This is a genomic window from Dactylosporangium sp. CA-052675, assembly GCF_050947935.1.
GTDB lineage: Bacteria > Actinomycetota > Actinomycetes > Mycobacteriales > Micromonosporaceae > Dactylosporangium.
Map to the genome: position 1 here is coordinate 2,851,952 of NZ_CP192010.1, position 22,503 is coordinate 2,874,454.

Below are 22,503 nucleotides of genomic sequence, written 5' to 3' on the forward strand. Positions count from 1 at the left end.
ACAACGCAACAGCACTCATCGACGGCCCCGCGTCTGCAGCTCCTCGAAGCGCGGCGTGTCGCCGGACGTGATCCGCTCCCACGCGATCGCGAACAGCTGCGGCGCCGGCGCGACCGGGACCACGGCCCCGAGCGCGGTGCCGTCCTCGTCGGCCCCGATGAGCAGGGGCAGCTTCCACCGCTCCAGCGGCGGCAGCGGGGCCTTCCACGCCAGCCACCCGCCGGGCAGGAACAGCGACCGGCCCGCGCGCGGCCGCTTGGCCTCCACGACGAGGTCGGTGCCGAGCAGCTCGGCGCGGGCGGCCTTGAGCCGGGCCGGCTTCCACCCGGTCCACCCGGCCACGTTGCGGTCGGTGGGGTCGGGCAGGGCCAGCAGCTGCAGGTAGAGCGTGGCGGCGTCGGCGCCGAGCCCGTGCCGGGCGGCGACCTCGGCGACGAGCTGCGGCGCCGAGCGCGACGGGTCGTGCGGCGCCTCGGCGTCGGGCGCGTCGAGCCAGCGCGAGATGTCGTCGCCGAGGATCGCCCGCAGCGCCACGATGCCCTGCGGCGCGCCGTCGAGGGCCGCGATGAACGCGTCCACCCGCCGGTCGCCGGGGCCGTCCATGCGGGCCGTGCGGACCCGGGCCCGCCGCCAGTAGCCCTGGGCGGAGATCACGAACAGCCCGGCGTCGAGTTCGTGCTCGCCGCGCTCGACGTCCAGCCCCAGCTGGGCGAGGGCCTTGTCCATCGCGGTCTCGTCGGCGCCGGCGACGGCCACCTCGAAGGCCGGGTCCCGCGTCAGCCGGCGCACGGACTCCAGCACGCCGGGCAGGTTGGCCCGGATCGGGTGGCCGGCCGGGAGGCGGCGCACCAGCCAGGGCAGGCCGCGGGCGACGCAGAGCAGCAGCTCGGCGCCGTCGACGCCCTGGCCGGGCGCCTGCAGCCATGTGCACGTGCCCGGGTTGGCCACGCCGTGCAGGAACGACGACGGGCTCAGGGCGGAGTGGGTGCCGGCCCGGCGGAGCTCGGTGATGAGCTCGTCGCTCACCGGGGTGCGGGCACCGACCTGCTCGGTCCGCCAGGCGCCGAAGCGCGCCGGGTCGGGCCCGGTGGTCCACAGCCGCGCCGGGTCGGCGGGGATCAGCGCCGCGTGGGCGGCGCTGATCTTCGAGGCCAGCGTCGGGTCCCGCCGCAGGTGGTCGATCGCGGTCTCGATGGCGTAGTCGGTGACCGTCGGGTCGGCGGGCTCCCAGCCCTCCTTCATGGCCGACCACTGCCGCGCGTCGGCCGCGCCGGACAGCAGCACCGTGGCCTCGGCGAGGCTGATCCCGCCCGCGGCCGACAGCGCCCGGACCGTGTCCGGGTGCAGCAGCGCCGCGGACCCGCCACCGCCGCCACCACCACCACCGCCGGCGGCGACGGCCCGGCCGGCCGCGACGAACCGCAGCACGCCGTCGCGGTCGATGCCGTGGCGGTCGTAGTCGCGCGCGAAGCGGATCTCGTGCCCGTGCACCGCCCCGAACCGGCCGTCGGCCGAGTGCTCGACGCCGATGGCCGTGCCGTCGTGCGGCGAGACCTGGAACGGCAGGAACGTGCGGCCGGGGCCGGACTCGTAGGGCTGCCCGACCGTCGTCTCGGGCCGCCCGCTGTCCGGGGCGATCCCGGCCCGGCGGATGCGCCCGGCGCCGTCGAGCAGCCCGGAGCCGGCGATCACCTCGAGCGCGTCCAGCAGCGCGGCGCGGTGCTCCGGCTTCGTGGCCGGGGACGCCGCCCGCAGGATGACCGAGGGCAGCACGCCGAGCGTGTCCCACCAGTCGAGGTCGCCGTTGCGGCACCAGGCCTCGAGCGGGGTGCGGGGCTCGCCGCCGGTGAGCGCGGCGCCGCCGTCCATGAAGTGCCTGACCCACTCGCGGCCGTGGTCGTAGCAGCTCGGGATGAGGCCCGAGAGGGCGTCGTTGAGCACGCCGTCGGCGGCCAGATGGGCGTCGGGGTCCTGCAGCGCGGCGGCCGCGGGGCCGCCGGCCAGGATCTCCTCGGTGACGCCGGTGAGCCGGGCCAGCCGCAGCGCCGCCCGGGCCGCGTGCCGCACGACCCCGCCGACGCCGGCGAGCAGCGCCGGGTGGCTCAGCTGCGGCAGCGCCGCCCGGACCGCGTCCCGCACGGCCTCGTCGGCGATGCTGGCCCGGTCGGCCTCGGCGCCGGCCAGGGCCGCCACCGTGGCCATCAGCGTGCCGGCCGCGTCGTCGCCGAACGCCCGCAGCGCCCGGGAGCCGGCCTCGTCGCGGGGGCGCAGCTGGTGCCAGAACGCCACGTGCGGCATGAGCGCGGTGGCCTCCGCGAACGGGCCGCTCTCGCCGGTGGTGCTGGTCCGGGCGAAGCAGAAGCCGTCCGGCGTGTAGAGCCGCACGACCACGGCCCGCCAGGCGCGCTCGACGTAGAGGCCGTGCACCGTGTCGGAGCCGGGGAAGCGGATGCCGCCACCCAGCACGCCGGCGTTGCCCGAGCGGGACGGGGGCGGGTCGGCCATCGCGAACGCGCGGCCGTCGACGCCCTCGCCGGCCTGGCCGCCGCCGGTGCGCCGCACCCGCCAGCCGACCAGCCCGTCGCGGGCGCCGAGGGGGCTCTGCGCCATGCGCGGCGAGGCCGGCCGGATGCCGCAGTTGCCGGCGTCGAGCTGCTGGCCGTCGGTCGCGCCGTCCTCGAAGAACCGCGGCAGCGAGGCGCGGCCGCGTTCGCCGGTGGCGGCGTCGTACTCATACCACCGCGACACACCGTCGGGCTCGTGCCGCAGGACCCAGTGGTGCCGCCCGTCGCTCACGACCGCGCCGAGCTCCTGCGCCTTGCGGTCGCCGGCCCGCAGCGGCCGCCCGCCCGCGGTGCGCCCGCCGCCGGGCAGCGCCAGGGAGTGCTCGCCGAGGTCGTTGAGCCCGTCCTCGGCGGCGGTGAACACGTCGTCGGGGGCGCCGCTCCAGTAGCCGGCCCGCTCCCCGCCGCGGTTCCAGCCCACCAGCAGCTGCCCGTCGGCGTAGCGGACCGCGACGTGCCACGAGTAGCGCAGCTCGTCGTGCGGGACCCGCAGCGTGTGGTCGAGCTCGACGCCCTCGTCGCCGATCACGAGCACCCGGTCGTTGCGCCGCAGCACCAGCGCCGGCCACTGCGGGGTGATGAACAGGTTCTCGGTCAGCGCGCCGCGGTCCAGGCCGCCGAGCATCTCGGTGGCGGCCTCCAGCGCGGGCCACCCGAACTCGTCGAGGACCCCGGCCCGCAGCGTCCGGCCGAGCACCGGGCCGAGGTCGAACGCGGTGATCCGGGCGATCGCCTCCGGGTTGACCGCGAGCCCGTCCGGGGAGGCGACGAGGGTGAGCCGGTCGAGCTCGTGCCCGATCGTGGTCAGGCCCTGCGCCTCGACCCGGTCGGCGAGCCGGTCCAGCCACCAGTGCAGCGCGGTGCGCAGGCCGGGCACCGCGACCACCTGGGTGACCTTGGGCGCGTCGACCTTGGCCTCGTCCGAGCGGTACCACGTGTGGAGGTGCCCCTCGATGCTCGCGGCGACCAGCGCGCGCAGGCGCTCGTGGCCGGCCACGGCGCTGAGGTCGCGACGGCCCTCGCCGTCGTCGCCGAGCCACACCCCGACGTCGCACCGCGCGTGCTCGTGGGCCTCGGCCAGCGGCACGTCGAGGCTCAGCAGGAGGTCGGCGAGGTCCAGGTCGACGCGGCCGTGCGCGGTGGCCAGCTCCAGCGGCGTGCCGTCGGCGATGAGCCGCGGCGCCATCCGCTCGGCGAGCGCGAGATAGCGCGCGCTGCGCCGCTTGCGCCAGCCCCGGCTGCGGTCGGCGCGCACGAGCCAGCCCGCGGGCCCGTCCGGCGACTCGGCGGCCGGGTCGGCGGTGCCGGCCGCGCCGGTGAGCGCCTCGGTGGCCCCGGTCTCCTCCAGGATCTCCAGCCACGTCTCGAACGGGCAGTCCTGCGGGAACATGCCGAGCAGCTGGCCGCGGACCTTCGGGTCGCGCCGGGCGATGCGCAGCAGGGCCGGCCGGTAGGCCTTCCAGAATCCGCCCGGCGCCCGCAGCAGCGACGGCGCCCCGAGCAGCTCGTTCAGCAGCGCCTCGTCCTCCTCCGGGCCGAGCTTGGCCGCCTTGGCCAGCCGCCCGAGGTCGACGTGCATCTGCGCGTAGGGCGGCATCCCGCCCAGCGTCCGCTCCAGGCACAGCCGCCGGAACCGCTCGTAGGCGACCGCGGGCGTGCACCGCCCGGCGAGGTCGCGGGCGTGCTGGGCGAGCGACTTGGCGGTCAGGGCGCCCGCGAGGGCGAACTCGAGGAAGACGGTGTGCTGCCGCTCCTCGTCGATCTCCAGCGCGTAGGTGCGCTCGGCCTCGCGGGCCTTGCCGAACATGCTCGCCGCGTAGGTCTGGCTGTCGGCGGCCAGGAACGCGCGGGCCGCCTCCTCGTAGAACGTCGGCAGGAAGTGCGGCACCGCGCGGGCCAGCCGGTCGCCGAGCTCGTTGAAGCCGTCGCGGGCCGGGCCGATGCGGGACTTCGCGACCCGCACGAGCCGCTCGATGTCCTTCACCAGGGCCAGCGCGTGGTGGCCGTTGGCGGGGTCGTGCACGAGCGCCCAGGCGGGGAAGCCCAGCGCCTGCTGGCGGACCATCCCGACCTCGGCGACGGTCGGCGGCGCGGCGAAGCCCATGAACTCCATCGTGAGGTCCTCGGCCTGCCCGAGCGTGCCCGGCACGAGCCGGACCACCCTGCGCTCGCCGAGCACCGGGTGCGCATACTCCCGAGCCGTGAGCGTGTCGACGGTGTCCTGCCCGGCGGAGGACCCGATCGGCAGCACCGCCCCCGCATCCAGCAACGCCTCGCTCACGCGACCTCCTCCGTGCTCTCTTCGACCACTCGGCCGGCGTAGAGCGCCGCGGCCATGCGCATGCCTTCGGACCACGCGACCGGCCCCACCTCGGCGAGCGGGATCGACTTGCCGTCGGGGTGGACGAACACCAGGTCGCCGGTCTCGGCCTCCGCGTAGGGATCGTCGGCCCCGACCCAGCTGCGGGCCTCCAGGCCCCGCCCGTCCTCGAACACGCGGCAGACCGCGTAGCCGCCCCGCACCGGATAGCCCAGCGACCCGGCCCGGGCGAGCAGGTGCCGCAGCTCGGCGAAGCGGCCGCCGGCGTAGTCGCGCACGCTCGCCGCGCCCGGCTCCAGCTCCGCCGGGCGGGTCCAGGTCTGGCGGAAGAGCTGGTCGACGGATTGCTTGACGCCGAGGTCGGCGGCGAACTCGCGCAGGTCCTCCAGGTCCGGCAGGCGCGTCGGGTGCGGCACGGCGACCCGCTCGGCCGGGAGCCGGACAGTCTCGCCGTCGAGGTTGACGACGCCGATGCCGCCGGCGGTGGCGTCGCGCAGGAACCCGGCCTCGTCGGGGTCGAACGAGCCGTCCTCGTCGAGCACCGCGACCACGAGGTCGGTCAGCGCCGCGCGCCACGTCTCGTCGGGCCAGACCCGGGCCAGCAGCCCGGCCGGCACCGGCAGGGAACGGATCATCCACAGGTCGACCTGCTCGCGGACCTCGGCCTCGTGCCGGCCCAGCCACTCGGTCAGCTGCCGCAGCCCGGCCACCACCGGGTCGTCGCGCAGCGCCGGGGGCAACGACCTGAGCACTTTGCCCTTCTGATTACGGCACGCTATGCGCCCTGCGTCCAGGGTCACCTCATAGCCGCCGCCGGCCGCGAGCCACGCCATGCGGGTTGCCTCCGTTCCCTCGTCCATCGGATGCCCGGCACACTAGCGAGAGGGTGCGACATTTTTTCGCGAGCCTGGCATCGTGGACGGCATGTGCAGGAACATTCGCGTGCTGAACAACTTCGAGCCACCCGCGACCGAGGACGAGATCGAGGCCGCCGCGCTGCAGTACGTGCGCAAGGTCGCCGGCATGACCCGCCCGGCCGCGGTGAACCAGGAGGCGTTCGACGCCGCCGTGCGCGCGGTCACCGAGGCGACCCGGACACTGCTGGACAACCTGGTGACCCGCACCCCGCCGCGCGACCGCGAGGTCGAGGCCGCCCGGGCCCGGGCGCGCGCCGAGCAGCGCTACGGTCCGCGCGACCCGCGGTAGCCATGCGGTTGCTGGAGCGGGAGTCCGCGCTCGCGTCGCTGGCCGGGTACGCCCGCGAGGCGCACGCCGGCGAGGCCCGCCTGGTGCTCGTCGGCGGCGAGGCCGGCGTCGGCAAGACCGCGCTCGTGGAGGCGTTCACCGAGGGCCGGCCCGGCGTCGTGTGGGGCCTGTGCGACGGTCTGTTCACGCCGCGGCCGCTGGGCCCGCTGTTCGACATCGCGGACCAGCTCGGCCTGGACCTGCGCACGGCGGACCGGGACGAGCTGTTCGCCGTGACCCTGCGGGCGCTCAGGGACGTCGCCGTCCTCGTGGTCGAGGACCTGCACTGGGCCGACGAGGCCACGATCGACTGGATTCGCTACCTCGGCCGGCGCCTGCGCGGCACCGTGGCCGTGTTCACCTACCGCGACGACGGCCTGTCGCGGGGTGACCCGCTGCGCCTCGCGCTCGGCGACCTGGGCACCCAGCGCGGCACCCGCCGGATCGGCCTCGCCCCGCTGTCGGAGCCGGCCGTGCGCGCCCTCGCCCGGGACCGCGGGGTCGACCCGGCCGAGCTGTACCGCCTCACCGGTGGCAACCCGTACTTCGTCACCGAGCTCGTCCGCGACGGTACCGACGGTACCGACGGCATCCCCGCCTCCGCCGCCGACGCCGTGCTGGCCCGGGCCGCGCGGCTGCGCCCGGACGCGCGCGCCGTGCTCGACACCGCGGCCCTGATCGGCACCCGCGTCGACCCGCGCCTGCTCGCCGAGGCCACCGGCGCCACCCCCGAGGCGCTCGACGATCTCGTCGCGTCCGGCCTGCTGACCGGGGACGGCGCGGGGCTGCGGTTCCGTCACGAACTGGCGCGGCTGGCGGTGGAGCGGGCCGTACCGCCGCACCGGACCGCACCCGCGCACGCCGCGGTGCTCGCCGCGCTCCAGCGGCTCGGCTCCGGCGACGACGCGAGCCTGGCCCACCACGCCGAGGCGGCCGGCGACCGGGCCGCCGCCCTGCACCACGCCGTGCGCGCGGCCCGGGCCGCGGCCGGGCTCCGCTCGCACCGGGAGGCGGCGGCGCAGTACCACCGCGCCGTGCGGGCCGACGGCAACGATCCGCAGCTGCTCGACGCGCTCGCCTTCGAGCTGTCGATGATCGACGCCTGGGCGGGCGTGGCGGAGGCGGCCGAGCGGGCCCGGGTGCTGTGGCGCGCGGCGGGCAACGGCCTGCGCGAGGGCAACGCGCTGCGGATGCGCTCGGCGGCGGGGGTCAGCCTGTGCCGCGGGGAGGAGGCGCTCGCCGACGCCGAGGCGGCCATCGCGGTGCTCGAGCCGCTCGGCCCGAGCGGCGAGCTCGCCCTCGCCTACGGGCACCTCGCCAAGCACCACATGCTCGCCGACCGCAACGCCGAGGCGATCGAGCTGGCCGGCCGCGCGCAGGCGATCGCCGCCCCGCTGGGCCGCTTCGACCTGGTCAGCGACACCCTCAACACCGAGGCGGTGGCCCGGCTCATGCTGGGCGAGGCGTGGATCCCGCGCATGCGCCGCGCGCTGGACGTGGCGATCGAGCACGGCCACGACGAGAAGGCCGGGCGGGCGTACACGAACCTCTACGGCCTGCTGTGCCGGGCGCGCCGGTACGCCGAGGCCGAGCCCGTCTACCACGAGGCGATCGCGTACTGCGACGAGCACGACGCGGACACGTACGGCACCTGCCTGCGCGGCGAGCGCGCGGCCTCCCTCGCCCGCATGGGCCGCTGGGACGAGGCCCTGGCGCTGTGCCGGCAGGTGCTCACCCGGGTCGAGGAGGCGTCCCCGATCAACCGGATCTACCCCTTGTACGTCGACGCGACGATCCGCGCCCGGCGCGACGAGGACGGTGTGTGGGCGGCGCTCGACGAGGCCGCCGAGTCGGCCGACGGCGCCGGCGAGCCCCAGTGGATCATCAAGGCCCGGATCGGCCGGGCCGAGGCGCACTGGCTCGCGGGCAGGCTCTCCGCCGCGCGCGAGGAGGCCGAGCTCGCCGACGACGCCTGCGTCCGCGCCGACGGCTGGCTGCGCGGCTGGGTCGCGACCTGGCTGCGCCGCACCGGCTCGGACCGCCCGGCGCGCGGCGAGCTCGCCGAGCCGTTCGCGCTCGAGTGGGCCGGCGACCACGCGGGGGCGGCCGCGGCGTGGGACGCGCTCGGCTGCCCGTACGACGCCGCCCTGGCCCGCCTCGGCGCCGGCGACGAGGACGGGGTGCGCCGCGCCCTGGCCGCGTTCGACGACCTCGGCGCGACGACGGCGGCGCGGGTGGCCCGGCAGCGGCTGCGTGACCTCGGCGCCCGCTCGATCCCGACCGGCCCGCGCACCGCGACCCGGGCCCACCCGCACGGCCTGACGCGCCGCGAGCAGGAGGTGCTCGACCTGGTCGCGCAGGGCCTGACCAACGCCGAGATCGCCGCGCGGCTGGTCCTGTCGGTGAAGACGGTGGACCACCACGTGTCCGCGGTGCTGGCGAAGCTCGGCGTGGCCACCCGCGCCGAGGCCGCGCGCAAAACCGGGTAGGTGCCGGCCCGAACCTGGGGAATGCTTCCCGATTCGCCGGCACCCCCGCCATCCGTACGGTCGGTGCATCGCTCGAACCGAAGGAGGCACTGGCAATGCCGCTGTACATGGACGTCCACAGCATCGAGGGCGGCGTGTCCGTCGACGACGTCGCCAAGGCGCACATCGCCGACCTGCGCACGCAGGGCCGCTACGACGTGAGCTACCTGCGCTACTGGGTCGACGAGGCGCACGGCAAGATCTTCTGCCTCGCCGAGGCGCCGACGGCCGAGGCGGCCGCGGCCGTGCACCGCGAGGCCCACGGGCTCGTCGCCGGCGAGATCTACCAGGTCCAGGAAGGCTCCTGACGTCGATGCCGACGTTCATGGACGTGCACGCCGGCTACGCGGACGTCACCCCGCGGGAGCTGGCCGTGGCGCTGGACGCCGACCGCGAGCACGCGGCCGCCGAGGGGGTCCGCTTCGGCCGGCACTGGCTGGACCGCACCTCCGGTCTGGTGTTCCGGCTGGTCCACGGGCCGGACCGGGAGGCCGTCCTGCGCGTGCACGAACGCGCGGGACATCCGGCCACCGATGTGTACGAGTTGCCGCAATAATGTCGTTGCACCTCTCCCGCCTGTGCCGCACTGGGGGCACGCCGAGGGGGCGGGGGCGCGCCGGCCGTGTCACCGAGAGGTCCGCCCTGGGAGGCCCCCTGGTGACACGGCCGGACACGGCGTGGACGCCGGCCGGACACGGAATGGATGGGCCGACGCGCCGATGCCCGCCGATGGCGAAGCCGGGCACGATAGGCGTCGATGGGGTTGACGGAGCGGGCGCGGGCGGCGCTGGACTGGTCGCGGATCCCGGACGATTCCGGCGAGGAGATCGTCCGCGCCAACGAGCAGCGCCTGGCCCGCATGGTCGCCTACGTCCGGCTGGCGACGGTGCCGTTCCTGGCCGTGCCGCTGGTGCGGTGGGGCAACCTCCCGAGACCCTGGATCGTACTGCTGGCCCTGCTCGCCGTGGCCGCCTGGGCCCTGTTCGTCCTGCGCCGCGTCCGCCGCAACGAGGGGCTGCGCGACGACCAGCTCCTGGCCTTCGCCGACGTGGCGTTCTGCGTCGCGCTCATGGCCGCCGGCTCCCGGGCCGCCCCGACCGAGCAGCGCAACGCCGTGCTCACCGAGCTCGTCCCGGTCAGCCTGGTCAGCCCCGTCGTGCTCGCCTTCGCCGTCGGGCTGCGGTGGCGGGCGGCCGCGGCCGTCGCGCTGCTCGGCGCGACCTGGGCGGCCTCGGTCTGGCCCGACGTCTCCCAGAAGCTGGGCTCGGACCTGCTCGGGTTCGTGGTCTGGTACGTCGCCGGACTGGCCGTCGCGACCCTCATGCGCGGCATGGCGGCGCAGACGGCCGCGGCCGTGGCCCATGCCCGCCGCCTCGACCTCGCCCTGCACCGGGAGGGCTTCCGGCGCTCCCTGCACGACGGCGTGCTGCCGATCTTCGACGGGATCGCCCTGGACGAGCGCGTCGGGCGCGACACCCGCCGGGCCGCGCGCCGGGGCGCGATCCGGGCCCGGGCGCTGCTGTCCGCCGACGCGCCCGCCGAGGGCTTCGAGGCCCGCGTCTTCGAGCTCGCGGCCACCTTCGCCGACCTCGGGCTGCTGCTGTTCCCGCGGGTGTACGTCCACGAGGAGCCCCCGCCCGAGGTCGCCGCCGCCCTGCTCTCCGCCGCGCACGAGGCCCTCGCGAACGCGCTGAAGTACGCCGGCCCCGACGCCGAGGTCGTCCTCTTCGCCGAGGCGACCGCGGACGGGGTGGAGATCTCGGTGCTCGACAGCGGCGCCGGCTTCGACCCCGGCAGCACCCCGCGCGGGCGCGGCTACACCTCGTCGCTGCCGGCCGTCACCGCGGCCGGCGCCGGCTGGGACGTCAGCTCGGCCCCCGGCCAGGGGACCAAGGTGGTGCTGCGGTGGCCGGCCCCGTAGTCGTGGTCGACGACCACCGCCTGGTCGCCGGCCCCCTCGTCACCGTGCTCACCCCGCTGCTGGCCGGGCACGGCTTCACCCTGCGGCCCCTCGCGACGAGCGTCGCGGCGTGCCTCGCGTCCGGGCCGCCGGGCCTCGCCGTCTGCGACGTGATCCTCGAGACCGGGCTGTCGGGCGCGGAGGCGGTCAAGGCGCTGGTCGCGCACCGGTGGCGGGTGCTGCTCATCTCCGGGTACGCGCCCGAGGAGCAGACGCTGGACGCCATCGCCGCCGGGGCCGCCGGCTACGTGGAGAAGTCCGAGGACGCGGCCGGCCTCGTCGCCGCCGTGTGCGCCGTCGACGCCGACGGGCTGCATCTGTCCGCGGCCCTCGCCGCGATGTTCTACGCCGACCTGCGCCGCCGCCCCCTGCCGTCCGGCGCCGAGCTGGACGCCGGTGACCTGCGGGTGCTGCGCGCGTTCGTGCAGGGCGAGCCGCTCGAGCGCGCCGCGCGGGGCGGCGGGCTCACCCTCGGGCAGGCCCGGGAGGCCGTGGCGCGGATCTTCGCCGCGGCCGTGGCCCGGCGCCAGCAGCACCAGCTGACCCCGCGCGAGCTGGAGGTGGTGCGGCTCGTCGGCTGCGAGCACCTGTCGACGGCGGCCGCGGCCCGGCGCCTGTTCGTCTCGATCGACACCGCGAACACCCACCTGCGCTCGATCCGCCGCAAGTACCACCTCGTGCACCCCGAGGCCCCGCCGAACCTGCCCCAGCGCACGGCCGCCCAGCTCTGGGCCCGGGAGCTGAACCTCTGCTGACCCCCGCTCACCAGGACTGGGGAGTGCGACCCCTCCCCCCGAACCGGGAGAATCGAGGACACGGCGCGGTGGTCGCGCGGGGGGTGTGACCACCGCCCGGTCCGGCTCGCCCGTGACCCGCCGGGCCGGTCCGCGGGGTGCGGCGGGAACCCCCGGACACGGCGTACGCGACACTGGTCGCATGACCAGCCCACTCGCCCGCCGCGTGTACGAGACCTGCCACCTCACCGGCTCCTTCCGCCTGCGTTCGGGGCAGGTGAGCGGCGAGTACTTCGACAAGTACCTGTTCGAGGCCGAGCCCGCCCTGCTGCGCGAGGTCGCCGAGGCGATGGTCGCGCTGCTGCCCGAGTGCGACGCCCTCGCCGGGATGGAGATGGGCGGCATCCCCATCGCGACCGTGATGTCGCAGCTCACCGGGTTGCCGACGGTCTTCGTGCGCAAGGAGGCGAAGGCGTACGGCACGCAGAAGGCGGCCGAGGGCGTCCCCGTCGCCGGCCGCCGGATCGCGGTGATCGAGGACGTGGTGACCACCGGCGGCGCGCTGCTGGCCTCGTGCCGGGCGCTGCGGGCCGAGGGCGCCGAGATTGTCGCGGTCGTCTGCGCGATCGACCGCGAGCAGGGCGGCCGGGCCAACCTCGCCGCCGAGGACCTGCAGCTGCGGCCCGCGCTCACCCGGGCCGATCTGGAGGCGGCGGTCCGGGCGGGGTGATCCCCGGCGGGCGCGGCGCCTGCCTCGCCGTGCGGAGCGCCATCGCCTGACGCCTCCTTTTAGTGGAATGCAAATTCCCGTTATGCCTTCCTTCACCGGCCGTCCGGGCCCCTGACCCGGCAGTACGGTCGGGGCCGTAGCCGTCGAGGTTGCCGCACGGGACCCGGCCACGCCGAGGCCCGTGCTCCGCCAGGACAAGGAGCGCGGCGTGTCCGACCAACGCCCGGCCGGCCGGCCGGGTCATCGCAGCCCGGGGTCCGAGCCCACCGGTCGTCGCCGGTGGCTGGGCCGGCCGCTGCTGAGCATCGGCGTCCCCGCGCTGATCGCCGCCGTGGGTGGCATCGCGCTCACGTCCCAGGCCGCCCTCGCCGGCCAGGACGCGCCCGAGGTCGCGTGCACGCTCACCGTGCCGGCCGACCCGCTGAGCGCGAGGGGCCTGGCGACCCCGTACCGCCTCCAGGCCCCCTGCCACGAGGCCGACGCCGGCTCGGCCGCCTTCGTCCAGGCCACGATCGTCGACCCGGCGACCGGCGCTGTGTCGGTCTACAACCCGCTGGTCGTCGACGCCGGCGCCCGCCCCGCCGTGCCGCCGGCCCCGCCGAAGCTGCCCGCCGGCGCGGTCGTGGGCCTGTGGTTCGGCTTCAACGGCGACCAGCTGCGCCTCGCCGGCGACCACGGCAGCCTCGCGGCCGGCCGGTGCGTCAACGGCGCGCGGGACTCGATCTTCGGCCAGTTCGCGTACTGCAACGCCCCCGCCCTGTTCACCGCGGCAAGCACCGCGATCGCCGCCGGCCGGCTCAAGGTGCCGGCGCTCGGCACCGCCGCCGACGGCCGCCCGTGCCCGTCGACGCGCGACTTCGGCCTGGTCGACATGGACCAGAGCGACAACGTCACCACCACCTACCTGGTGCTCGCCGACGGCACGACCGCGCAGAACACCGCGGCGAACCGCGCCGCCCTGGCCCGCCGCGGCGCCCGGGTCGCGGTCAACGGCAGCGACAACGCCCTGCTCGACGCGCACGTCTTCCCGGCGCTGGGGTGCACGCCGTACCGTGCGCCGGACCTCGCCGACGCCGGCGCCCCGGCCACGTCGCTCGCCCTGAACGAGCTGCAGGCCGCCGCGCACCAGGCCGCCCCGGTGGCGCTGGTGCCGACCTCGGACCCGATGACGAAGGTCGCCGGCAAGGCGAGCGTCGCCAAGACCGACCTGTACCGCGCCGGCGTCGGCCAGCCCGCCGTCGACGCCGCGGCCGAGACGCCCGGGGCCTACTGCGCCGACCTGCTGCGGGTCGGCACCGACCGCATCGAGCTCGACCGCAGCCTGACCGTCCGGGCCGCGTCCCCGGACCCGGCGGCGGCCAACAGCCTCTTCACGTTCCTGGCCCAGCGCTTCCGCGGCGCGTACGACGCGCTGGACTGCCCGCGGCTGCTGCACACGAAGAACCCGGTCGCGGTGACCACCGACGCGAAGGGCGTCGTGGTGAGCGCCCGCTTCGCCGGGCTGTCCCGGCCCTCCGCCTCCCCGCCGGCCTCTGCCTCCCCGCCGGCCTCTGCCTCGCCGCCGGCCTCCGCCTCGTCGCCGGCCCCCGCCACCACCCGGCCCGCGGCGGCCGCACGGCAGCCCGAGCACGGCCGGGCGTCGGCGCCCGCGACGACCGAGCCGCCGCAGACGGCGGTCCGGACCACCCAACCGCCGCAGCCGGTGCGCACGACCACGCAGCCGGCGCACCCGGTCCAGACCGGCAAGGCCGTACCGCCGGCCGCCACCCAGCCGGCGAGCACCGCGACGACGCCGGCCCCGCCGCCGGTCGCGGACGCACCGGGGGACGACGCCCCACCGGCCGCCGCGGGCCGGCCGGACCTGGCCGTCGACGCCATGCGGCTGAAGGCGCCGGGCCCGAGGACGAGCGTGACGGGCACCTCGTTCGCGAGCACCATGGTCGGCGTGGTCCTGCTCGTCGGCGGCACCATCGGCTGCACCGCGGCGATCGTGCGCGCGTACCGCCGCAACCGCGGCAAGTACTTCCCCGAGCCGGCCGCGGAGTAAGCCGAGGTGCCGCCCGGGCGTGCTTGCGATCGAGAGTGATGAGTCTCAATATGTGAGGCGTTGGCTGCTTCCCGCCTCCCGAGAGGACTCGGTGATGATCAGAGCTCGCTCCGCCACGCTGCTCGCGGCCGCCGCCACGGCCGCGGTCGTCGGGGTTCCCGCCGCCGCGCACGCCGCCGTGGTCAGCCAGGCCTTCGCCGCCGACTCCGGGGACAGCTGCCGCTACGGCTCCAGCAGCGGCACGTTCAGCTGGCCGCAGGGGCCGGTCTCGCCGCTGCCCGCGCCCGGCGTCGGCGTGTCCGGGAAGGTCGCGGACCGGCCGCTGCCGATCGACGCGGGGCCGGTGTGCCGCGACGACGGGTACAGCAGCACCGTCACGTTCGTCGCCTACCTCGGGACGAGCGAGGTCGCGAGGCAGAGCCGCACCGCCGACAACGGCACGGTGTCGTTCTCGTTCGTGCTGGGCGGCGCCTCGGCGGACAAGGGGATCGACCGGATCACGGTGCAGGTCTGCCGCAACCCCGTCGTCACGCTGCCGCCGAGCTACTGCGGGCGGGCGGTCACCTACGTCGCGCCCTGACCCCGCCGGCGCGCGGCCCCCGCATACGGGCTGCGCTGGACCCGCATCCCGATCAAGGCGCCGTAGCCACCGGGGGTGCCCGGGTCCGCTCGCCGCGGGCCCGGGCGTTAGGCTGACGTATGTCGATGCTCGAGACCCTGGGCGTGCTCGCGCACCGCGGCGGCCTGATCGTCGAGCACCCCGAGCTGACCGTCGGCGTGGTCCGCGCGATCTCCCGGCCGACCGGCCTGCAGCTCGAACTGCTCGCCCGCCGCCCGATCGACCGGCGCGGCGCCCGGCAGCGCCAGGCCGGCATCCGCGCCGGGCGCACCGGCCCGCCGCCGGCCCCGAGGCGCCTGCTGCCCGCGTTCGACGAGGGCATCGACCTGCGCGTGGGCTGGCTCGACGACACCGGCCGGGCCCACTGGGAGTTCGGCTCGTGGGAGGCCGGGGGCGACTACGACGGGTTCCGCCTGCGCACCCGGCTGCAGTTTCCGCCGCGGTACTCGCACGTGTCCGTCGCCCTCGCCTGGCCCGAGATCGGCTTCCCCGAAACCGTCGTGGACCTCGCGCTGCCGGACCGCGCGACGGTCGAGCGCGGCACGGTGTCGATCTGGGACGCCCCGGTGGACACCGCGGTCCCCCCGTCGCCGCTGCACCACCGCGCGGACGAGACGCTGCTCGGCGAGCCGCGCGTCGAGGTGGGCCGGATCGTCGCCGAGCCGCGGGTCCTGCACCGCGCCGAGGACGCCGCCGTGGTCCTGACCCGGCTGACGGCCGTCGCCGGGGTGCTGTCCCTGGAGATCGTGAGCATCGCCCACGGCGAACGGGCGCGGGCCGCCACCGCCGCCGACGTCCCGCCGCGCGAGGCGCACCTGGAGACCGGCGCGTCCCTCGCGACCCTCGACGGCCACGCGGCGACCCGGGTCCGGCCCTACGCGGTGTCGTCGTCGGGCGGCGCGACGGCGTTGCAGTCGCGGGCCGAGTTCGCCGTACCCGCACCCGCCGGCGACACCCTCACGCTGCTCGTCGCCTGGCCGGCCGCCGGGCTCGCCGACGCCGTCGCCGCCGTGGCGCTGCACGGCACCAGCGGCGGGCCGCGGCGCGACGGCCCGGGCGGTAGCATGCCGCCGTGACGACGCAAGCCGCCCTCGCCGAGCCGGTCCTCGCCGAGCCCGGGCCGCCGCCGGGACGGTGCACCGGCGACCGGCGGGCGCTGAGCGGGCTGCTCGCGCTCTGCGCCGTGCCGATGACGATCTCGGCCCTCGTCCATCGGTACACCCGCATCCCCGACGGCGACGAGCCGCACTATCTGGTCATCAACGAGTCGCTGCGGCGCTACGGGTCGATCCACGTCAAGCGCGTCTACGACAACTGGGAGTTCAAGGCGTTCCACCCCGGCCCGCTCGACGCGCACCTGGCCGCCGCGCCGCACGGGACGCTGCCGTGGCACGGGATCGGCGGGCCGCTGCTGTGGCACGTGCCGTACCTGCTCGGCGGCCGCCTCGGCGTGCTGCTGTTCATGGTCGCGGTGTCGCTGCTGACCGTCGCGAACGTCTTCTGGCTCGTGCGCGGGCTCGGCCTCGGCCGGCCCGTCGCGTCGCTCACCGGCCTGGGCATCGGGCTCGGCTCGACCGTGCTGACCTACACCGCCAAGGCGTTCGTGGAGCCGCTGGCGGCGCTGGCGGTGCTGTACGGATTCCGCGTCCTGACGAAGCAGACCCCGCGCGGCCGCGATCTCGTCCTCGCCTCGGCCGCGCTCGGCACGCTGCCCTGGGTGCACAGCCGCTTCATCCCGCTGGAGGTGCCGCTCGTCCTCCTGCTGGCCTGGCGAATCCGCGGCGACGGCGCCCGGCGCTGGGCCGCCCTCCTGGCACCGCTGGGCGCGCTGACCGCGGGCCTGTTCACCTACCTGTGGCTCGTCTGGCACAGCCTGAACCCGTCGATCAACCAGGCCGGCGACACGTCGCTGCTCTTCGGGGCCGACCCGGCCACCAACCTCGTCGGCGTGCTGCTCGACCAGGAGCACGGCGTGCTGTTCTCCTACCCGATCCTGCTCTTCGCGATCCCGGGCCTGATCCTCGGCTGCGCGGGCGAGCACCGCCGGCTGCACCTGCGGCTGCTCGCGATCATCGGCCCGTACTGCCTGATCCTGCTGACCTCGCCGGGCTGGTGGGGCGGCTGGGCCCCACCGGCGCGCCTGTGGGCCGCGGTGCTGCCCATGTTCGCCTTCCCGATCGCGTACGCCCTGCACCGCGCCGCCCACTGGACGACCACGACCTGGGCGATCGTGTGCGTGCTCGTCAGCGTCGGCCTGGACACGCTGTGCCGCTTCAGCCCGAGCAACGGCTTCTCCGCGGACTTCGGCTACCTGGTGCCGCTGCGGGTGCTGGACGACTGGACGGGCTGGTCGCTCACGGCGCTGCTACCGGCCTGGCAGACCCGCGCCGCGGCGCCGTGGCCCTTCGCGTGGTGGGGCCTGGCCGCGCTCGCCTTCACCGCGGCCGTCGTCCTCGCCGCCCGCGCCCCGAGACCGGCACCGGCCCCGGTTCGCCCTCGGGTCTCCTGACCGCCGACGACGCCGCCGGACATGGCCGAGGAGCCGGTGGCCAGGCTCTGGCACGCGGCGACGCTGCTGCGGGAGTATCGCGGGGACGGCCACAACGCCGCCCTCGTCGCCCGCGGCATCGGCGGCACCGAGTCCCACGTCCTCTGCGCGCTGGCCCTCGGCCGGCGGCCGGAGGAGTTCGACCGGGTTCACCACCGGCCCGCGGCGCCGCTGGCCGCGGTCGTCGACGGGCTGCGCGGCCGTGGCCTCGTAGACGCCGCGGGCGGGTTCACCGACGCCGGCCGGCAGCCGAGGGAGCGGATCGAGGCCGTCACCGACGAGCCGGCGGCGCCCGGCCTACGACGTGCTCAGCGCGGACGGGCTCGACGAGCTGATCGCGGGGCTGGAGCCGATCGCCGCCGCGCAACCGGCCGGCCACTGCGCGGGCGCATCACCGCACCGGCGGCGGGGCGGGCTCCACCCAGGGGACCGGGGCGTCGCACGGGGCGGGGCGGCCCGCTCGCCGGGCCGCGGCGCGCAGGCGGTCGCGGGCCGTGTCCCACGCCGGCAGGCGGCCGGTGTACGCGCGCAGGCGGGAGCCGTCCGGGTCGGTGGCGTCGTAGCGCTGCCACTGGCCGGTCAGGAACAGGAAGGCCGGGACGTGGCGGCGGTCCTTCGGGGTGTGGCCGGCCGCCGTCACGATCCGGGTCGCGTCCGGGTCGCCGTGGACCGCGAGGGTGCACAGGTACTCGCGCGCCTGCGCCTTCGCCTGGTGCAGGGCCTCCGTCGCGGCGGTGCGGGCCGCGGCCGGGGCGTGCTGGTCCAGGCGCAGCAGGACGTCGACGGTTCGCCGGGCGCGGTCGGGGCGGGCGAAGGCGGTCGCGTGGCAGTACGCGTACAACCGGCGCCCCTGCGGGTCGACCGCCGTGAACTCCTGCCACTGCCGGGTCGCCAGGAGGAAGAAGGCGGCCTCGTCGGGGTGTTGCGGGCGCAGGCCGGTGGCGACGACGGCGGCGAGGGCGGCCGGGTCCTCGTCCACGGCGCGCTCGCACAGGGCCTCGCGCGCCGGGCCGGGCGGGAGCGAGGCCAGGACGCTGTCGCACGCGGCCCGCACCGGCGGCGGCCACGGGTGCAGCAGGGTGTCGAGGAGGCGCTGCGGGTCGATGTCGTGCGGGCGGCCGGCGAGGACGAGCAGTACCGCCCGGTCGGGCGGGCCCTCGGCGGCGGCGCGGGCCGCGTGCGGGTTGGCCAGGGCCAGGTCGACGTCGAGCGTGTCGGCGCCGTGGCGCAGCAGCGCCTCGACGAGGGCCGGGTCGTCGGTCTCGCGCAGGAAGGCGGCCAGCTCGGGGCGCGTGACGAGCTCGGCCGGGGCCGGGGCGGCGGCGACGGACAGGCCGGTCAGCAGCCGGGCGGGCGCGGCGTCGTCGGGGGCCAGGAGGAAGTCGAGCGCGGCGGGCGGCAGCGGGGACTCGGCCCAGATGGCGTGCCAGACCGGCTCCGGGTCGGCGCGCCACAGGCCGGCCAGCGTCGCCGTCGCCGCCGCGGCCCGCCGGCGGCGCGGGGACGTCATGAGCCGCAGCAGGTCCGGCACCGACGCGGCGGCCGTTCGCGGCACCATCCCGAACATGCGTAGATGGTGCCGCAGACGGCCGGTTCAGCGCAGGCCCGTTCAGCCCAGGTCGACGCTCGGGTAGAGCGGGAACGGGGCCAGCAGCTCCGTGGCCTGCTTGCTCACGCGGTCGGCGAGGGCGGGGTCGAGCTGGTACTTGGCCTTGGAGCCCTCGGCGGGGGAGGTGCCGGCGAGCACGGTGTGGATGAGCTCGGCGATCTGGTCCATCTCGGCCGCGCCCAGGCCCCGGCTGGTCAGCGCCGGGGTGCCGATGCGGATGCCGGAGGTGTACCAGGCGCCGTTCGGGTCGCTGGGGATGGCGTTGCGGTTGGTGACCACGCCGGAGTCGAGCAGGGCCTGCTCGGCCTGGCGGCCGGTGAGCCCGAACGGGTGGACGTCGATGAGCACGAGGTGGTTGTCGGTGCCGCCGGAGACGAGCCGCACCCCGCGCCGCGTCAGCCCCTCGGCGAGGGCCTGGGAGTTCGTCACGATCTGCTGCGCGTAGGTGGCGAACTCGGGGCGGCGGGCCTCGGCGAACGCGATCGCCTTCGCGGCCATGACGTGCGACAGCGGGCCGCCCAGGACCATCGGGCAGCCGCGGTCGACCTGGTCGGCCAGCTCCGGCTGGGCCAGCACGGCGCCGCCGCGGGGGCCGCGGAGGCTCTTGTGCGTGGTCGTGGTGACGATGTGGGCGTGCGGGACCGGGTTGAAGTCGCCGGTGAAGACCTTCCCGGCGACGAGGCCGGCGAAGTGCGCCATGTCGACCATCAGGGTGGCGCCGACCTCGTCGGCGATCTCGCGGAGGGTGGCGAAGTTGACCTTCCGCGGGTACGCCGAGTAACCCCCGACGATGACGAGGGGCTTGAACGCGCGGGCGGTCTCGCGCAGGGCGGCGTAGTCGATCAGGCCGGTGGCCGGGTCGACGCCGTAGCTGCGCTGGTCGAACATCTTGCCGGAGATGTTCGGCCGGAAGCCGTGGGTGAGGTGGCCGCCGGCGTCGAGGGACATGCCGAGCATCCGCTGGTTGCCGAACGCGGCCCGAAGCTGCGCCCACTCGGCGTCGGTGAGGTCGTTGACCTGCCGCTTGCCGAACTTCGCCAGGGTGGGCACCTCGACCCGGTCGGCGAGGATGGCCCAGTAGGCGACCAGGTTGGCGTCGATGCCCGAGTGCGGCTGGACGTAGGCGTAGGGGGCGTCGAACAGGGCCTTGGCGTGTTCGACGGCCACGGCCTCGACCGTGTCGACGTTCTGGCAGCCGGCGTAGAAGCGCCGGCCGATGGTGCCTTCCGCGTACTTGTCCGACAGCCAGTTGCCCATGGCGAGCAGGACCGCGGGCGAGGCGTAGTTCTCGCTCGCGATCAGCTTCAGCGACTCGCGCTGGTCGGCGAGCTCCTTCGCGATCGCATCGGCGATACGCGGCTCGACGGCGCGGACGGTCTGCAACGCGGCACGGAATGCAGTCGACTCGGCGTTCAAGAAAACTCCAATGAGCGGGGCACCGGGGCGGTCAGCTCCATCGTACCGACCGCCCCGGATCAGGTATTACGAGGAGAAGGACCAGAGCTGGCAGGTGGTGTTCAGCCACATCCACATCTGGACCTTGGTGCCGTTCGCGGTGCCGCAGTTCTGCTCGTCGAGCACCATGCCGCTGTTGTCGACCACCAGCTCGTAGCGGCCGTTGCCCGCCGGGACGACGGCCCGCTGCTGGCACGTGTTGCCCAGCGACTGCCACAGGTTCGTGGCGGTGCCCAGGGCCAGGCCGCAGTTGACCGCGTCCAGGAAAGTCGGCCGCCGCGCGGCCCGGGCCCGACGGGCGGGGCGTCGCCGTCGACCTCGCGGAGCCGGGCACGATCGAGGCGTCCCTCGCTGGCGTCGCCGCCGCGGACCGCCCCGTCATCGCCGCGAGCGACCCGGCGCCGGTCACCCTCGACGGGTTCGACGGGTCGACGCGATGCACCGATCACCGACCAGCGGCGGCTACTCGATCGGCTGGGCGATGTCGCAGCACAGGTCGCCGGGGCCGGCGGCCATGAAGTCGGCGAAGTAGACCTCGCGCGGGGAGCCGAGCGGGACCGCGCCCTCCCGCTCGGTCCACGCCTGCACGGCGTCGTAGGCGGAGAGGATCTGCGGGAAGGCGACCTGCGCCTTCGTGATGCGGGTGTACGCCTCCCGGTGCGCGGGCTCGACCCGCGTCGCGGCCTCGACCGCGCCGCCGCCGGGCGCGATGGGCAGGCAGATCTCGACCGGCCCGTCGGAGTCCTCGTTCACCGCGCCGTGGTAGATGATGAAGCACGGCCCCGCCATGCCGTCGCCGTGGCCGGCGGCCGCCTTCAGCAGCCGCCCGACGCCCTCGTCGATCCACGCGGGCAGCTCCTGCACGCGGACGTGCCGCTGCTCCGTCAGGACCAGCTGCTCGGGCACGTCCCGCACCTGGATGTCGTACATCGACAGATCCCCTTCCTCGCCGAGTAACCGGATACGCAGGTGGTTCACGAGCTCGCGCCGGGCCGCGGCCCGGTACTCCTCGTCGGTCCAGAACGCGTCGAGGAGCGCGACGGCCTCGGCCGGGCTCCCGACCGGGCTCCCGACCGAGTTCCCGGTCGAGTTCCCGGTCGCGGCCGCCGCCACGATCGCGGTGATGCGCGCCAGCGGCATGTCGAGCCGGCGCAGGCGCGCCACCAGCCGGGCGGTGCCGAGCTGCTCGGGGCGGTACCAGCGGTACCCCGTCCGCTCGTCGACCAGCGCCGGCACCAGGAGGCCCTGCCGCTCGTACAGCCGCAGCGCCCGCGGCGAGAGCCAGCTGCGCCGCGCGAAGACCCCGATGCTCAGCAGGTCGCCCGTGTCCACCCCGAAACCATGCGCCTTGACCCCGGGTGAAGGTCAAACGCGCAGGCTCGCCGCCACCCCGTAGTGGTCGGAGAGGTACACCGAGCGGCCGTCCGGCAGCGTGATCGCGTCGTCGGTGAGGACCAGCTCGCAGGAGGCGCTGACCGGGCCGCGCAGCAGCACGTGGTCGAACGCGGGCGGGTCGGGCCACTGCGGCGTGGGCCGGTAGGTCGGGCGCTCGTCGCCGGCCATGGCGTCGCGCAGCCCGGCCGCGGCGCGGAACCGGGCGAGGGCCTCGGCGTCGCGGGGCAGGTTCAGGTCGCCGGTGACCACGGCCGGTACCGACGCCGGGATCGCGGCCAGGGCACCCGCGAGCGTCGCCAGCTCCGCGCGGGCCACGGCGCTGAAGCGGTTCCGCGGCGACCAGTCGTCGTCGCGGTTGGCCGACAGGTGCGTGTTGAGCACCGCGAACGGCCCGGCCGCGGTGTGCAGGAGCGCGACCTGAACGCCCTTGCGCATCAGCAGCTCCGGGCGCAGCGGGCGGGTGAGCGGATAGCGCACGAAGCGCCGCTCGGCGATGGGCCGGCGCGACAGCAGGACCAGCCCGCCCTTGACGAGGGTTCCGCCGGTGTACTGCCGGTGCGGGAACGACCGCGCCAGCCGCGCGAGCAGTCGCGCCATGGCCGGCGCCATGACCTCCTGGAGGCACACGACGTCGTAGTCCGAGCGCTCCAGCAGCGCCCCGATGGCCTCCATGCGGGGCCGCACGTCGCCCTTGAACAGCGCGTTGAAGGTGAGCAGCCGCAGTTCCACGTCACGACCCGTCGCGTCGG

Annotated in this window: 18 protein-coding genes and 1 pseudogene; 12 read left to right on the forward strand and 7 right to left on the reverse strand. The window is 76.0% G+C overall.

Annotation, left to right across the window (positions count from 1 at the left end; translation table 11 throughout):
- Positions 1-15 precede the first annotated feature (15 nt).
- Entirely contained in the window at positions 16-4,845 is a 4,830-nt protein-coding gene (locus ACQP1P_RS12840; protein ID WP_433086292.1) for a hypothetical protein, read from the reverse strand.
- A complete protein-coding gene (locus ACQP1P_RS12845) occupies positions 4,842-5,636 on the reverse strand; it encodes a DUF4132 domain-containing protein (protein WP_433086294.1) in 795 nt (264 codons plus the stop codon). Before ACQP1P_RS12845 ends, ACQP1P_RS12840 begins: the two co-directional genes overlap by 4 nt.
- Positions 5,637-5,808: 172 nt before the next feature.
- Between ACQP1P_RS12845 and ACQP1P_RS12850 the strand changes: the two genes are divergently transcribed.
- From ACQP1P_RS12850 to ACQP1P_RS12905, 12 genes and pseudogenes are all read left to right on the forward strand, one after another.
- Positions 5,809-6,090 carry a DUF2277 domain-containing protein gene (locus tag ACQP1P_RS12850; protein WP_433086296.1) on the forward strand — a complete coding sequence of 94 codons (282 nt, stop codon included), beginning with the start codon at positions 5,809-5,811 and terminating at the stop codon, positions 6,088-6,090.
- Between the two features lie 2 nt (positions 6,091-6,092).
- A complete protein-coding gene (locus ACQP1P_RS12855; protein WP_433086298.1) occupies positions 6,093-8,618 on the forward strand; it encodes an ATP-binding protein in 2,526 nt (841 codons plus the stop codon).
- Between the two features lie 95 nt (positions 8,619-8,713).
- A complete protein-coding gene (locus tag ACQP1P_RS12860; RefSeq protein ID WP_433086300.1) occupies positions 8,714-8,965 on the forward strand; it encodes a DUF4242 domain-containing protein in 252 nt (83 codons plus the stop codon).
- 5 nt (positions 8,966-8,970) lie between these two features.
- On the forward strand, positions 8,971-9,213 hold the full coding sequence (locus tag ACQP1P_RS12865; RefSeq protein ID WP_433086302.1) for a nickel-binding protein: 243 nt from the start codon (positions 8,971-8,973) through the stop codon (positions 9,211-9,213).
- A 201-nt stretch (positions 9,214-9,414) separates the two neighbouring features.
- Positions 9,415-10,578, forward strand: a complete 1,164-nt coding sequence (locus tag ACQP1P_RS12870; RefSeq protein ID WP_433086304.1) for an ATP-binding protein — start codon at positions 9,415-9,417, stop codon at positions 10,576-10,578.
- On the forward strand, positions 10,563-11,372 hold the full coding sequence (locus ACQP1P_RS12875) for a response regulator transcription factor (RefSeq protein ID WP_433086306.1): 810 nt from the start codon (positions 10,563-10,565) through the stop codon (positions 11,370-11,372). Before ACQP1P_RS12870 ends, ACQP1P_RS12875 begins: the two co-directional genes overlap by 16 nt.
- Before the next feature lie 181 nt (positions 11,373-11,553).
- A complete protein-coding gene (gene pyrE / locus ACQP1P_RS12880) occupies positions 11,554-12,081 on the forward strand; it encodes an orotate phosphoribosyltransferase (RefSeq protein WP_433086308.1) in 528 nt (175 codons plus the stop codon).
- Between the two features lie 208 nt (positions 12,082-12,289).
- Positions 12,290-14,128 carry a hypothetical protein gene (locus ACQP1P_RS12885; RefSeq protein ID WP_433086310.1) on the forward strand — a complete coding sequence of 613 codons (1,839 nt, stop codon included), beginning with the start codon at positions 12,290-12,292 and terminating at the stop codon, positions 14,126-14,128.
- Between the two features lie 94 nt (positions 14,129-14,222).
- Positions 14,223-14,708: a hypothetical protein gene (locus ACQP1P_RS12890; RefSeq protein ID WP_433086312.1), complete on the forward strand. Its 486-nt coding sequence runs from the start codon at positions 14,223-14,225 to the stop codon at positions 14,706-14,708.
- 125 nt (positions 14,709-14,833) lie between these two features.
- Positions 14,834-15,823 (forward strand): hypothetical protein, encoded by a 990-nt coding sequence (locus ACQP1P_RS12895; protein ID WP_433086314.1) that lies wholly within the window; start codon positions 14,834-14,836, stop codon positions 15,821-15,823.
- Positions 15,820-17,256 (forward strand): hypothetical protein, encoded by a 1,437-nt coding sequence (locus ACQP1P_RS12900; RefSeq protein ID WP_433086316.1) that lies wholly within the window; start codon positions 15,820-15,822, stop codon positions 17,254-17,256. The genes ACQP1P_RS12895 and ACQP1P_RS12900 overlap by 4 nt, the downstream gene beginning before the upstream one ends.
- 21 nt (positions 17,257-17,277) lie before the next feature.
- A pseudogene (locus ACQP1P_RS12905) lies at positions 17,278-17,568 on the forward strand (helix-turn-helix domain-containing protein); the annotation flags it as partial.
- A gap of 118 nt (positions 17,569-17,686) precedes the next feature.
- On the opposite strand, the gene ACQP1P_RS12910 reads toward ACQP1P_RS12905, so the two are convergent.
- From ACQP1P_RS12910 to ACQP1P_RS12930, 5 genes are all read right to left on the reverse strand, one after another.
- Positions 17,687-18,862 (reverse strand): hypothetical protein, encoded by a 1,176-nt coding sequence (locus ACQP1P_RS12910; protein WP_433086318.1) that lies wholly within the window; start codon positions 18,860-18,862, stop codon positions 17,687-17,689.
- A 42-nt stretch (positions 18,863-18,904) separates the two neighbouring features.
- Positions 18,905-20,332 carry a glycine hydroxymethyltransferase gene (locus ACQP1P_RS12915; protein ID WP_433089986.1) on the reverse strand — a complete coding sequence of 476 codons (1,428 nt, stop codon included), beginning with the start codon at positions 20,330-20,332 and terminating at the stop codon, positions 18,905-18,907.
- Between the two features lie 54 nt (positions 20,333-20,386).
- On the reverse strand, positions 20,387-20,623 hold the full coding sequence (locus ACQP1P_RS12920) for an RICIN domain-containing protein (RefSeq protein ID WP_433089987.1): 237 nt from the start codon (positions 20,621-20,623) through the stop codon (positions 20,387-20,389).
- Positions 20,624-20,821: 198 nt separating this feature from the next.
- A complete protein-coding gene (locus ACQP1P_RS12925; RefSeq protein WP_433086320.1) occupies positions 20,822-21,691 on the reverse strand; it encodes a MerR family transcriptional regulator in 870 nt (289 codons plus the stop codon).
- Between the two features lie 33 nt (positions 21,692-21,724).
- On the reverse strand, positions 21,725-22,483 hold the full coding sequence (locus tag ACQP1P_RS12930; RefSeq protein ID WP_433086322.1) for an endonuclease/exonuclease/phosphatase family protein: 759 nt from the start codon (positions 22,481-22,483) through the stop codon (positions 21,725-21,727).
- Positions 22,484-22,503: the final 20 nt, after the last annotated feature.

Coding starts and splice junctions, on each gene's coding strand:
- ACQP1P_RS12860 (WP_433086300.1), top strand. CDS start 8,714: ATGCCGCTGTACATGGACGTCCACAGCATCGAGGGCGGCGTGTCCGTC.
- ACQP1P_RS12850 (WP_433086296.1), top strand. CDS start 5,809: ATGTGCAGGAACATTCGCGTGCTGAACAACTTCGAGCCACCCGCGACC.
- ACQP1P_RS12865 (WP_433086302.1), top strand. CDS start 8,971: ATGCCGACGTTCATGGACGTGCACGCCGGCTACGCGGACGTCACCCCG.
- ACQP1P_RS12890 (WP_433086312.1), top strand. CDS start 14,223: ATGATCAGAGCTCGCTCCGCCACGCTGCTCGCGGCCGCCGCCACGGCC.
- ACQP1P_RS12870 (WP_433086304.1), top strand. CDS start 9,415: ATGGGGTTGACGGAGCGGGCGCGGGCGGCGCTGGACTGGTCGCGGATC.
- ACQP1P_RS12895 (WP_433086314.1), top strand. CDS start 14,834: ATGCTCGAGACCCTGGGCGTGCTCGCGCACCGCGGCGGCCTGATCGTC.
- ACQP1P_RS12910 (WP_433086318.1), bottom strand. CDS start 18,862: ATGTTCGGGATGGTGCCGCGAACGGCCGCCGCGTCGGTGCCGGACCTG.
- pyrE (WP_433086308.1), top strand. CDS start 11,554: ATGACCAGCCCACTCGCCCGCCGCGTGTACGAGACCTGCCACCTCACC.
- ACQP1P_RS12855 (WP_433086298.1), top strand. CDS start 6,093: ATGCGGTTGCTGGAGCGGGAGTCCGCGCTCGCGTCGCTGGCCGGGTAC.